Origin of the sequence: Uliginosibacterium sp. TH139, from assembly GCF_002855595.1 — a bacterium.
GTDB classification, from domain to species: domain Bacteria; phylum Pseudomonadota; class Gammaproteobacteria; order Burkholderiales; family Rhodocyclaceae; genus Uliginosibacterium; species Uliginosibacterium aquaticum.
This window is the reverse complement of sequence record NZ_PKRR01000002.1, coordinates 345805-358653: the sequence shown is the minus strand read 5'-3', so window position 1 is coordinate 358653 and position 12849 is coordinate 345805. Positions and strand designations below refer to the sequence as shown.

General features: G+C 62.1%; 9 protein-coding genes. 5 read left to right on the top strand and 4 right to left on the bottom strand.

The window, feature by feature from the left end:
- Positions 1 to 146 precede the first annotated feature (146 nt).
- Together C0V76_RS05250 and C0V76_RS05245 are read right to left on the bottom strand one after the other, a co-directional pair.
- Complete coding sequence (locus C0V76_RS05250; RefSeq protein WP_101941320.1) at positions 147 to 542, bottom strand: group I intron-associated PD-(D/E)XK endonuclease; 396 nt, start codon at positions 540 to 542, stop codon at positions 147 to 149.
- Between the two features lie 674 nt (positions 543 to 1216).
- Positions 1217 to 3004 carry a TolC family outer membrane protein gene (locus tag C0V76_RS05245; RefSeq protein ID WP_101941319.1) on the bottom strand — a complete coding sequence of 596 codons (1788 nt, stop codon included), beginning with the start codon at positions 3002 to 3004 and terminating at the stop codon, positions 1217 to 1219.
- Positions 3005 to 3110: 106 nt separating this feature from the next.
- On the opposite strand from C0V76_RS05245, the gene C0V76_RS05240 reads away from it, so the two are divergent.
- The 4 genes from C0V76_RS05240 to queF all read left to right on the top strand — a co-directional run bounded on the left by C0V76_RS05240 (position 3111) and on the right by queF (position 7724).
- Complete coding sequence (locus tag C0V76_RS05240) at positions 3111 to 3812, top strand: transglutaminase-like cysteine peptidase (RefSeq protein ID WP_101941318.1); 702 nt, start codon at positions 3111 to 3113, stop codon at positions 3810 to 3812.
- Between the two features lie 13 nt (positions 3813 to 3825).
- A complete protein-coding gene (locus tag C0V76_RS05235) occupies positions 3826 to 5787 on the top strand; it encodes an EAL domain-containing protein (protein ID WP_101941317.1) in 1962 nt (653 codons plus the stop codon).
- Positions 5788 to 5834: 47 nt separating this feature from the next.
- Positions 5835 to 6785, top strand: coding sequence for an alpha/beta hydrolase (locus tag C0V76_RS05230; RefSeq protein WP_101941316.1), 951 nt, complete (start codon positions 5835 to 5837; stop codon positions 6783 to 6785).
- A 99-nt stretch (positions 6786 to 6884) separates the two neighbouring features.
- Positions 6885 to 7724, top strand: a complete 840-nt coding sequence (queF, locus tag C0V76_RS05225) for an NADPH-dependent 7-cyano-7-deazaguanine reductase QueF (protein ID WP_101941315.1) — start codon at positions 6885 to 6887, stop codon at positions 7722 to 7724.
- Between the two features lie 55 nt (positions 7725 to 7779).
- Here the strand turns inward: queF and C0V76_RS05220 are convergent, their stop codons facing one another.
- Together C0V76_RS05220 and cobA are read right to left on the bottom strand one after the other, a co-directional pair.
- Complete coding sequence (locus C0V76_RS05220) at positions 7780 to 9801, bottom strand: sensor histidine kinase (protein WP_101941314.1); 2022 nt, start codon at positions 9799 to 9801, stop codon at positions 7780 to 7782.
- A 129-nt stretch (positions 9802 to 9930) separates the two neighbouring features.
- Positions 9931 to 10704 carry a uroporphyrinogen-III C-methyltransferase gene (gene cobA, locus C0V76_RS05215; protein WP_101941313.1) on the bottom strand — a complete coding sequence of 258 codons (774 nt, stop codon included), beginning with the start codon at positions 10702 to 10704 and terminating at the stop codon, positions 9931 to 9933.
- 174 nt (positions 10705 to 10878) lie between these two features.
- Between cobA and C0V76_RS05210 the strand changes: the two genes are divergently transcribed.
- Positions 10879 to 12777, top strand: a complete 1899-nt coding sequence (locus C0V76_RS05210; RefSeq protein ID WP_101941312.1) for a potassium transporter Kup — start codon at positions 10879 to 10881, stop codon at positions 12775 to 12777.
- The last annotated feature ends 72 nt before the right edge of the window (positions 12778 to 12849 follow it).

The following is a 12849-nucleotide window of genomic DNA, read 5'->3' as shown; positions in this document are numbered from 1 at the left end:
TTCGGCCTCGTGAGCTGTCAGCGGCAGGAAATAGAGCGCAGTGGTCATTTATGACCTGAGGCGAGCTACTCCTACTCGGTCTTATATGGAGTTCCACATAAGACAGAAATCTACCGACATGCCAAAAAATATGGTGATTCGGTACTTCAAATCCGACTGAATGCTTTCAGAAAATTTTCCTGATGGTTGCAGAACCGAATATGGCCTTGCGAATTTAGTGGGCGATTTGTTTCAGTGAATGCAGGAGTTATATAGCCCCAATCGCCAAGGGTTGAAAAATAGACAACGTAGTCAATTTTCGCCCCCCTCCATTTGTTCTCAACCCGGACCGACTCACTCTTGGACTGAATACTCTTGACCTGTATCCGATAAAAGCTGTCATCGTCAGCCACAACTAGATCAGTTTTCTTGCCGTGATCAATCACTGGAATCAGAACTTCCCAACCATCGCTTAGAAACCAGGCAGATAAAAGTTGTTCATATGACAACTGCTTGTGGGCGGCCAAAGTGGTTTGCTTGAGAACTGCGTTTTTTACAGGCATGACATTACCTTTTCAGGTTATGCCGTACGACAGCCGAATTGGTGGCTTCCTGTATACGGACCGAGGCGGTATAGCACCGTCCTCCCGATAAGCATTACCGTACTGCGGTAGTCAGTAGAAGAGTAGCAAAGGCTGCCAGCCTTGCAGTTCGGGCAGACACCCACCTCCTGCACAAATGCCACCTTGGCCCATAGCGGACCGTAACGCGATTAGCCGCAGGTTATCTACCTCTGCATGTAACTGTCAACGGTGCTCATCCCCGGGTAGGAAATAAAATGATCGCTCGCCACACCTTGTCGCCATTGCACGGCCAGCGCCCTTTCAGGCCAAGCAGCTCGCATTAGCCGTCAGGCTGGTTTTGAGGTGAAACAGTCATCCGAACGGCCACTTCATGGAGAAGGCGACCGTCCGCTCTTGGCCGTGACCGCGTACGGCGCACCCCGAACAATCCGGCACGATTCGTAGGGCGTCAATAAGCAAAGCGAATTGCGCCGTATGTGGAAATCAACTATCCGGCGCAATTCGCTTTGCTCATTGTTCCCTGCGGCGCCCTACGAATGCCCGCTTCCGGGAGTCATCATCGACCGACCGACCACACCTGGCCGTAAGCCGTCACCCTCAGCACCAAAACAAAGAGCGCCCGAGGGCGCCCTTTGTTTTGCCTTGCCGTTCAGTCAGTTCGCGCTGGATTTCTTCGGTGCGATTTCCTGGATGATGCGCCAGGCATTGGCTTCTTTCTTCAGCACCAGGCGCTTGTCGACGTCGTCGTTGAAGTCGCTGGAGCGATAGCGCTGGCGGAAGTTGGCTTCGCAAGTGTCGGCCGTGAGCTGCTTCACGCTGAGGTTGCGCGGTTCGACCGAGATGTTTTCCTTGTCCAGGCGCTCGGCGCGGAAGCGGCGCCAGTCTTCGCGGTCGGCACGGGTCAGCGGCTCGAAGTTGTTCGAGTAGTAGCCCATGTATTTCTTGAGGTCCTTGGCCGACCAGGCGGCGGCCCAGTCCTGCACGGCGAATTCGCACTGGGCCGTGATAGTAGCTGGCACGGGCGCGGGGCTTGGTGCTGGGAGTGGTGCTTTGGCGGGAGTTGGACGGGCGGCCATGGCAGCGGCCAGATCCAGCGGTTCGTAGGCTGGCAGGTCCGTGCCGCAACGGGCGACGGCGTCTTCCGATTCGGCCGCGTCCAGTTCCGGGAAGCTGGCCGCAGACGGTGCGAGGCCCAGGCCTGGCAACAGGCGGTGGGATGCGGTGAGGACCTGGTATTCCGCGAGGCGCAGGTCGTACTGGGCATTGGCGTAGGCGCGGCGGGCCTGGAAGAGTTCGTTCTCGGTGTCGAGCAGATCCAGCAGGGTGCGCTGGCCGATGTCGAACTGCTGGCGGTAGGCGTCGCGAGCCTTCTCGGTGGCGAGCAGATGCTGGTCCAGATAGCGCAGTTGTTCGCGCAGCTTGCGTACATTGTTCCAGCCGATGGTGGTGGTCTGACGTACTTCGCGGCAGGCCTTCTCGCGCATCTCGACAGCGGCCGAGTACTGCTCATTGGCCTGGCGCAGGCGGGCGCTGTCTGATCCACCCTTGAACAGGTTGTAGTTCATCACGACCTGAGCGGCGGCATCGTTGTAGTTGCCGGAGAAACCGTTGCGGTTGCGCTCGACGCCGGTGGAGGCGCGGAATTCAACGGTTGGCGAGTTCTGCGTGGAGCGGCGGACATCGGTTTGGGCACGCGCCGCGCGCAGGTTGGAGACGGCGGCCATGAAGCTGGGGTTGTCGCGCAGTGCGTCGGAAATAACGCTCTTTTCTTCCGGCAGGCTTTTTGTCAGATCCGGCGCTTCGGTCAGCACTGGCGGCGCTTCACCAACGATGCGCTGGAAGCGGGCGCTAACGTCGTGCAGGTTGCTGGTCTCGGTCAGCCAGTTCGACTGGGCGAGGGCGAGGCGGCCGGAGGCCTGCTCCAGATCGACGCGGCGGCCGACGCCGGCCTGCACGCGCGAGGCGATCTGTTCATAAACTTCTTTGTGGGCGCCCCAATTTTCCTGCGCTTGCAGCGAAAGCTGCCGATAACGCTGTACATCGAGGTAAGCGCGCGCCGATTCGAAGCCGATGTCATCGGCGGCGGCAAGCAGTTCGAAGTAGCGGGTGGCCTTGGTATAGCCGAGGCGACGCACTTCGCCACGGGCACTGCCGCCATCGAAGAGCAACTGGCGCAGCTGGATGGCGACGCCAGGGTGGTTGAAGTAGTTGCTGGTGCCGGGCGAGGGGTCGTAACGTTCGCGGCCGGCGTAAGCATCCAGATCGAGACGGGGGCGCAGGCTGCCGCGTGCGGCTTGTTGCTCTTCACCTGCCGCGTTGTATTCGTGCAGGCGCATCTGGACTTCCGGGTTGCGGGCCAGGGCGCGTTCGGTAATTTCGGCAAGCGTTGCTGCCTGCGCTACGCTGCCGATCAGCATCAGGGATAAAGCTATTATTTTCATGGGGCGTGCCGGTGCGGTAATGGTTTGCAGGGCTTGTTATTGATTTAGATTTTATGCCTTGCCCCTTCTCAGGAGTCGTTTTTGTTGAAGCAATCTGTGTCGGAATATGTCTTATAAAGAACTATTTCACACTTGCTCTGCCCGTTGGCGCCGAGCGGTGCTGCTGGGCGGCTTGTGCGCGCTGCTGAGCCTTGGTGTTGTTGCCTGGGCGGGGGTGGATCTCGATCGCATGCTGGTCAGCATGCGTGAGCGCTATGGCAGCGCCGGTGAGCAGAGCCTGCGCGATTGGCGCGATATGCTGCAGGGGGCGGGCAATCTTTCAGAGGCCGACAAGCTGCGCCGGGTGAATGATTTCTTCAATCGTCGGATCCGTTTTCTGGATGACATTGTCGTCTGGCGGGTGGCGGACTACTGGGCTACGCCGATCGAGTTTCTGGGGCAGGGCGCTGGAGACTGCGAGGATTACGCGATTGCCAAGCTGCACAGCCTGCTTGAGCTGGGCGTGGCGCCCGAGCGCCTGCGCATGATCTATGTGCGGGCTACGCTGGGCTCGTCGGGCAGCCCGGTGCAGGTGGCGCACATGGTGCTCGGCTACTATGCCGCTCCAGATGCGGAGCCGCTGGTGCTGGATAATCTGATCACCGACATTCGCCCCGCTTCGCGCCGGCCTGATCTCGCGCCGGTATTCAGTTTCAATCGCGAAGGGGTGTTCATGGGGGGGGCCACGCGGCCGACTTCGCCGGTGGATCGCCTTTCGTTGTGGGCGGGTTTGAAATCGAAGATGCGGGCTGAAGGCTACGAGCCTTGAGAAGGGAAACGGGATGTCTTTGCTGAAACGGTTGTGGTTGAGCGTGCTGGGCGCCATGTTGCTGGCGCTTGGGGTGAGCTTTGTGGTGAGCGTGCTGACGGCCCGCAATTATCTTGAGCAGCAGCTCTTCGCCCAGGCCAGCGATGGCGCGGCTTCGCTGGCCTTGTCGATGTCACAGCAGAGCAAGGATGCTGCGATGAGCGAGTTGCTGGTGACGGCGCTATTCGATTCGGGCCACTTTGAATCCATCGTGTATCGCGATGTGCAGGGCAAGGTGCTGGCTGAGCGACGCACCAGTGCGCCAGCGCCGACGGCGCCGGCTTGGTTCGTGGCGCTGGTGCCGCTCGATGCGCGACCGGGAGAAGCGCTGGTGTCGGACGGCTGGCGCCAGGCCGGGAGCGTCGAGGTGCGGGCCAGTGCGCGTTACGCCTATGGCGAGCTGTGGGCCGGCATCCTCAAGCTGGCGCTGACCCAGGGAATCGTCGGCCTGTTGCTGTGCGCCGTTGTGGCTGTACTGATGCGCTGGCTGCAAAAACCCTTGAAGGGCATTGTTGAGCAGGCCGAGGCTATTGGTCAGCGTCGGTTCGAGATCCAGCCCTTGCCGAATGTGCCGGAGCTGCGAGTGGTGGGCGCCGCGATGAACAAGATGGTGGACAAGGTCAAGGCCATGTTCGCTGAGCAGGCGGCGCGGATCGAGGCTTTGCGCCAGGAGGTAAGCCATGATTCGCTGACCGGGGTGCCCAGCCGCCCGCTCTTCATGGGTAGTCTGCGTGCGGCGCTGAGTGATGAGCGTGCGGAGCCTTCTGGTTTGCTGATCCTGGTTCGCTTGCGTGATCTGGCGGCGATCAATCGTAGCCTCGGTCGGCGTGAAACGGACGAGTTGCTCAAGAGTTGTGCGCGGGCACTGATCGAAATGTTGCCCTCACTGCCGCCGCCTGATGCGGCCAGGGAGGGCGAGAACGTGGCTATCGAGGCTCTGGTGGCACGTCTCAATGGCGCTGAGTTCGGCCTTATGTGCCCGGGCCTCGATGAGGCTCAGGCGCGCGTTGCCAGTTCCACGTTGGTCGAAGCCTTCGAGCGGTTGCGTGCCAATCTGCTACCAGGTGAGGGTGTGCTGGCCAGCATTGGCTGGACGATTTATCAGCGCGGTGAGCAACTTGGCGAGGTTCTGGCACGCCTCGATAACTATGTGATGCAGGCTGAGACGGCGCCGGTTCCGGCTGCCGGCGGAATAGGGGGCGGCCAGCTGCTGGCCGTGTCGCAGGACGAATGGCTGCAGCGCCTGAACCGCGCTATTGAGCGGCGCGGTTTCCGTTTGGCGAGCTTTCCTGTGCTGGCTGCCGACGGGCGCCTGATGCATCGCGAGGCGATGTTGCGCATGCTGGATGCAGAGGGGCGTGAGTTCACGGCAGGTCAGTTCATGCCGGCTGCTGCGCGCCTGGGCCTCACGGCGCGCCTCGATCTGCTCACTGCGGAACTGGCGCTTGAGCGGCTGCAGGCCGAAGCTGGCGAGATCGCCATCAATCTGGCGCCGCAATCTCTCGCCGAGGCTGGTTTTGTGGACGGCCTGCGCAGCCTCCTGCATGAGGCCGGGGCTGACGCTGTGCGGCTGTGGGTGGAACTTTCCGAGCGTGGCGTGACCGAGGCCGGCGGGCTGGAGGTGCTGGGTGGCTTGGCGCAGGTGCTGCGCGTGGCAGGCTGCAAGTTCGGTATCGAGCACTTTGGCCGACAGATCAATGTCAGCGCCCGGTTGCAGGATCTTGGGTTGGACTACCTCAAACTCGATGGAGCCTTCGTCGCGGATATCGACAGCAATCCGGATCACCAGCGCTTTGTGAAGGCTCTGGTGGACGTGGCGCAAGGGCTGGACATCGCCTTGATTGCCGAGCGTGTGGTGTCCGAAGCCGAGGCGGGTACGCTGCGTCGCTTGGGCGTAGCCGGGCTGACCGGACCCGCGATCCGTTTGCCGGATTGAGGGCGCGGCCACGCTAAAATCGCGGCTTCCGCGCTGAAGTTCTGCCCATGCCTCTCGATCCCCGTTCCGCTGCCTGGCTGGCGATGCTGCATCGCATCGATGCGCCGCGCCTGCATGAGTTGCCGGTCGAGGTCGCACGGCGCAGTTTCTACAAGCTGATGTTTGCCTATCGCGGCGAGCCGGAAGCGGTTGCTGCGGTCGAAGAACTGCAGCTCATGCGCCGTGAGCATGCCGGTGGTCCGCTGGCGGCACGCCTGTATCGACCGAGCCTGGAGGCGGGTTTGCCGGTGATCCTGTGGCTGCATGGCGGTGGCTGGACGCTGGGCGATGTGGCTGCTTACGATGCCTGGTGCCGCGCCCTGGCCAATGCCACAGGCATGGCTGTAGTGGCGCTGGATTATCGCCTGGCGCCCGAGCACCAGTTTCCGGCCGCGGTGGACGACGCCTGGTTTGCACTGCGCTGGCTGGTGCGTGAAGCGCAGGGGCTCGCTCTGGATAGCGATCACCTGGTGGTAGCGGGGGATTCGGCGGGTGGCAATCTGGCTGCGGTGCTGGCCCTGAAGGCGCGCGATGGCGGTGGGCCGGCGATCCGTCAGCAGGTGCTGATTTATCCTGCCACCGATCTGCTGAGTGAATTCGAGAGTGGCCGGCGCTATGGGGCAGGCCACTTTCTGGAACGCGAAACCATGGCCTGGTTTCATCATCAATATTTTGCACGTGGCATTGAAAAGCAGGATTGGCGGGCTTCGCCGGCCCTCGCCGCAAGTCATGCCAATCTGCCGCCAGCGCTGGTGATTACCGCTGAGTGTGATCCGCTGGCTGACGACGGCGCGCGCTACGCCGAGCGCCTGCAAGCGGCGGGCGTGCCGGTGCAGTATTCCGAATATGCGGGCATGGTGCATGGTTTCGTGACCATGTTCAGCCTGTTCGAGGAAGCACGGGCGACGCTGAATGAAATTTCACGTGCCTTGAAAGGGCCAGACTGGCGTGAGGCTTAGGTCGCAATAAGGTTGTGGAGCCTGTCGCCTGGAATGGTTCGGGCTCCGCTGGTTTTCCCTTGGCGGGCCATCTCTGGCCCGTATTGATCCGGAATTGTCATGAACGAAAAACTTGTGCCAGAAAACTCTCCGCTGGGTCGGGCCACGGCTTACCGTAGCGATTACGCGCCGGAGCTGCTGTTCCCGATTCCGCGTAAGCAGAAGCGCGATGAGCTCGGGCTGGATGAAGCCGCCTTGCCTTTTACAGGCGAGGATCTGTGGAATGCCTACGAGATTTCCTGGCTTAATCCACGTGGCAAGCCGGTCGTGGCGCTGGGCGAATTCCGGGTGCCGGCGCATTCACCGCGCCTGATCGAATCCAAGTCGCTGAAGCTCTACCTGAACTCCTTTAACCAGACCCGCATGACTGACGCCGAAGCAGTGTCCGCCACCCTGGCGCGTGATCTGTCACAGGCTGCCGGCGCTTCGGTGCGGGTCAGCGTGCAGCCGCTCGAGCGTCGTCCGCGCCGCGAGATCGATTATCTGCAGGGCGAGTGCATCGATGCGCTGGATATCGAGGTGGCGCAGTATTCGCCACAGCCCTCATTGCTGCGCGCTGATCCGGCGCAACTGGTGGAGGATGAGCTGCTTTGCTCGCATCTGCTCAAGTCCAACTGCCTGGTCACCGGCCAGCCGGACTGGGGCATGGTGGCGCTGCGCTACAGCGGCCCGCGTATCGAGCGTGAGGCCTTGCTGCGCTACATCATCTCCTTCCGCGAGCACAACGAATTCCATGAGCAATGTGTGGAGCGCATCTTTACCGACGTCCTGACCCGCTGTGCGCCGCGCGAGCTTGCGGTGTGGGCACGCTACACCCGGCGGGGCGGGCTGGATATCAATCCTTTCCGCAGCAATCGGGCGGACTGGTGCGCCGAGAACCTGTTCGAAGTGCGGCAGTAAGGGACGCGCTCCGAGCCCTGCAGGAGCGGCCTTGAGCCAGCCGCTCGGGCATCATTCAAGCCGCCAGCGGCAGGCTCACGAAGAAGGTCGCGCCTTCGCCGAGTCGGCTCAGGCAGCCAACCTGACCGCCGCTTGCCTCCACCATGTGCTTGACGATGGAAAGCCCCAGACCGGTGGAGTGCTCACCGCCGGTGGGGCGGGCGCTGAGGCGGGTGAATTTGCGGAACAGCTTGCTCTGGTCTTCTTCTGAGATGCCCGGCCCTTCGTCGCGCACCTGGATCAGGGCATGGCCGGCTTCCTGTTCTAGGCTGACGTGGATGCTGCGCCCTTGCGGGGAGTACTTGATGGCGTTGGAGACCAGATTGTCGAGGATCTGGTGCAGCGCGGTCTTGTCGATGCGCAGGCGCAGTGCGTCTTCGCCGAGACTCAGGTGCAAGCGCAGATCCTTGGCTTCGCAACGCTCGCGATATTCCGCACAGACGCTGCGCAGGCTCTCCGAGGCGTTCAGCGTGGTCGGGCGCAGGGCGTAGTTGCCGGACTCGATGGCGTCGATGTCGAGCAGCTTGCGGATGATGTCGAAAGTCAACTGGGCCATGCTGCGGATGTTGCCGATGCGCTTGAGCTTTTTCTCTTCATCCCAACTGTGCCAGCGCTCGCGCAGCAGATCGGCATAACTGATGATGGCGGCGGTGGGGTTCTTGAGGTCGTGGGCGGCGATCTGCAGGAAGGCTCCACGCTCTTCGTGGAGGGCCTTCAGGCTGACATTGCTGCGCTCCAGTTCATTATGCTGACGGTATTGCAGCTCCAGCGCTTCTTCGAGCTGGCGAGTGCGTTCCTGCACACGGGTTTCCAGTGCCGCTTCCGATTCGCGCAAGACTTCGATCATCTGCTGCTCGGCGATCAGGCGATCACTGTGGGCCTGCAGATGCTCCTGCTGCAGCGCGCGCAGCTTGCCCGCCAGTGCCAGGGCGATCATCACGGCGCTGAGGCCGGCGCCAAGCTGAAAACCGAACATGGCCAATGGAATCGCCGGGATCAATCCCAGATTGGCACTCACATAGATCAGGCCGCCGCTGACCAGTGGAATCTGCGAGAGAAGGTAGTAGCGTGCCGGGCGATAGCCTGCTCCAAGCCGGCTGAAACCCGCCAAGATGCCGGTGCCGGAGAAGAGTAGCGAGACGAGGTCGGTGACCGGGATCGAAACTTCGCTGCCGAACAGCCACCAGGTCGGCAGGATCAGCGCCGGGGCGGCCCACATGCACAGCGTGAGCAGGCGATAGAGGCGTGGATCGTGTTCGGCCAGGTTCAGGAAGTTGCGCGCAAAGCGGCAGAACGCGGCCAGAGCCAGCGCAGGCAGCAGACTGGAGAGGAAGTCTTGCCAGGCCGGATGCCCGCGCATGAAGAATTCGTGCCATACCCCCAGCATCTGGCCTTGCACCAGACCCATGAGCGAGAGGAATAGGGCGTAATCGAAGTAGTTGCTGTCGCGGGTGCCGACCCAGGCCATCAGGCTGTAAAGGCACAGGGTGACGAAGAGCCCGCAATAAAGCCCCAGCCACATGCGTTCCTTGACGCTGTTGCCGAAGAAGTCGCTGCCGCTGTAGAGCCTTGGCCAGGCAAACAGTGGGCGCGAGGTTTCAATGTTGAGGAACAGTGTGCTGCCTTGGCCGGCTTCCAGATCGAAGTCGAAGAGCTGGTTGTGATAACGGCTGAAGGTTTGTGGTGTGTGGGCCTGGCGAAAGCCGCCGTGGCGTACTTCGGGGGGGGCGTTGTCACGCAGGATGTAGAGGGTGATGCGGTCGTGCAGCGGATTGGCGAGCTCCAGCACCTGCTTGCCGAAACGCTCGGGACTGAGGCGGGTCTGCAGCCACAGGCTGTTGCCGTGGAAGCCGCGATTGGTCATGCCGCCAGGTGGCAGGGCTTCCCAATCAGTCGCGGGCAGGCTTTCGACGTGCTCGAAAGACATGGGCCTGGTATTGGTGTGGACTGACCAGACCGGCGTGTCGGTGGGGCCAGCGAGGGCTGGCAAGGACAAGGAGCCGAGCAGGGCGCACAGGCCCAGCAGGTAACGCAACATGTTTTCCCCCCGCGACGCCCGTCGATGCCGGGAATCTGTTTTGACATGCCGTGCAGGTACTTCAGGTGCTGTCTCTCCGCGCGGCAGCTTGGCGCCCTATGGGGGCGCCAGGCAAGCTGCGGCAGACCCCTACGACTCTTGGCCGAGTGTGCCCGCTGCGGGGTGTAGCACTGTGTGCAGGCTCACTACCCGGCCGATGATCAGCAGTGCGGGAGGTTTCAAGCCGGCCGCCTGCACCTGGGCTGGCAGGTCGGTGATTGTACCGGTGATGACTTGCTGATCCGGCAGGGTGGCGCGGCGCACGCAGGCCGCCGGTGTGTCCGCCGCCATGCCGTGAGCGATGAGCTGGCGACTGATCTCGGGTAAGGAGGTCAGGCCCATGTAGATCACCAGCGTCTGGCCCGCGCGGGCCAGGGTGGGCCAGTCCAGGTTGCAGCTCTCGTCCTTGAGGTGGCCGGTGACGAGGAAGCAGGACTGGGCGTGATCGCGGTGGGTCAGCGGAATGCCGGTATAGGCGGCGGCGCCGGCGGCGGCCGTCACACCCGGCACGGCTTCAAAGGGGATGCCTGCGGCGACCAGGGTTTCGGCTTCTTCGCCTCCCCGTCCGAAGATGTAAGGATCCCCGCCCTTCAGGCGCACCACCTGCTTGCCTTCGCGGGCCAGCTCCACCAGCAGTTGGTTGATCTCTTCCTGTGGCAAGGCGTGCTTGCCGGCTTTCTTGCCGACATAGATGCGCTGCGCCTGGGGCGGGGCATGGGCCAGTACGGCCGGGCTGACCAGATTGTCGTACACGACAACGTCGGCCGCGGCGAGCAGGCGTACGGCTTTCACGGTGAGCAGGTCCGGATCGCCGGGACCGCCGCCGACCAGGAAAACCTTGCCAGGAAGAGGGGATGAGGGCATGTGGGGAATTCAGGAGGTTGCTGCGGCCAGAATCTTAGCGGGAAGCGCAGTTTGTGGGAAATTGCCCACGCTTTGCGCGGCCGTGATTGTCGCAGTGCGGTAGCGGTGGTAGCTTCGCGCCGCTGGCAGTGCTGCACGAGGGCAAGCCAGTCTGTCTATTGGAGATGACCCCGCATGTCCCACGAACCGTCCGCCCCTGGCGGCGCGATTTCCCGCAAGCGTCTGGCGGCCCTGACACTGGCCGCAACAGGCATCGTCTATGGCGATATCGGCACCAGTCCGCTCTACACGATGAAGGAGGTGTTCGGCGGACATGGCATTGCGCCGGTCGAGGCGAATGTGCTGGGTATCCTGTCGTTGGTGTTCTGGGCGCTGATGCTGGTCGTGTCGCTCAAGTACGTGGTGTTCATCATGCGTGCGGACAATCGTGGTGAAGGCGGCATCATGGCGCTCACCGCCCTGGCCAACCGCGCAGTAGCCGGTTCCAAGGGCAAGATGTGGCTGTTAACGGTGCTGGGCATGTTCGGCGCCGCCTTGTTCTACGGCGATGGCGTGATTACCCCGGCGATGTCGGTGCTGTCGGCGGTGGAAGGTCTGAACATCGCCGCGCCTGGCCTGGAGCGTTTTGTACTGCCGATCTCGCTGTGCGTGCTGCTGGCGCTGTTCTGGATGCAGAGCCGGGGCACGGCCAGCGTCGGCGCCTTGTTCGGTCCGGTGATGGTGATCTGGTTTCTGACCCTGGGCCTGCTGGGCCTGCTGCAGGTGGTGGAGCATCCCTATGTGCTGAAGGCGGTCAACCCGCTCTACGGGGTGAACTTCTTCATTGAGCATCGCTGGCACGGGTTTCTTGCACTGGGCTCGGTGGTGCTGGCGGTGACCGGCGGCGAGGCCTTGTATGCCGATATGGGCCACTTTGGCCGTCGTCCGATCAAGCTCGCGTGGTTCGGTCTGGTGCTGCCCTGTATCTACATGAATTATCTGGGGCAGGGCGCGTTGCTGCTTTCCGACCCCGAAGCGGTGCGCAACCCCTTCTACCTGCTGGCTCCGTCCTGGGCGCTGTATCCAATGGTGGGGCTGGCCACTGCGGCCGCCATCATTGCTTCGCAAGCGGTGATTTCCGGTGCCTTCTCGCTGACTCGCCAGGCCACTCAGCTTGGTTACTGCCCGCGCATTGCCTACATTCACACCTCGCACAAGGAGATCGGCCAGATCTACGTGCCGGGCGTGAACTGGACTCTCTTGCTGGCCGTGGTGGCGGTTGTACTGGGCTTCCGTTCGTCCTCCAACCTGGCGTCGGCCTATGGCATTGCCGTGACCCTGACCATGCTCATCGACACCTTGCTGGCATTCGTGGTGGTGCAGCATCTGTGGAACTGGTCGATCGGGAAGGGGCTCGTGTTCCTCGTTGGCTTCCTGATCGTCGATCTGGCCTTCGTGATCGCTTGTGCGGTGAAGGTCGTAGATGGAGGCTGGTTCCCGTTGGCCATGGGCCTGGCCGTGTTTTCACTGCTGGCGACCTGGAAACGTGGCCGCACCCTGCTCAAGGAGCGCACCGATACCGAGACGATGCCGCTCGATATCTTCATCTCTTCACTGTTTCACTCGCCACCGCGACGTGTTGAGGGGACCGGAATCTTCATGACCTCCACGCCGAGCGGTGTGCCGCGCCCGCTGCTGCACAATCTGCTGCACAACAAGGTGCTGCATGAGCGCGTTGTGCTGCTCACGGTGATCACCGAAGACGTACCGAGCGTGCCGGACATTGATCGTGTCGAAATCGAGGAGCTCGATTACGGTTTCTACCGGATGTACGTGCGTTACGGCTTCAAGGATGAGCCGGACATTCCGGCCGCCATGCAGGCTGTGACCGAGGACGGGCGCCTGCCCTTCCACATGATGGAAACTACCTTTTTCCTTGGTCGAGAAAAGCTGGTCCCGCATATCAAGCCGGGTATGGCGATGTGGCGTGAGCGCCTGTTTTTCTTCATGTTCCGCAACGCGGGCAGTGCCGCGGACTTTTTCAAGATCCCGCCCAACCGGGTGGTGGAGTTCGGCACCCAGGTGGAAATCTGAGCAAGGCCAGATGAAATGGCCGGCTTGCATATAAGACGCAGGCCGGCCAAGCTTGAAAGCCGTCTGATATGA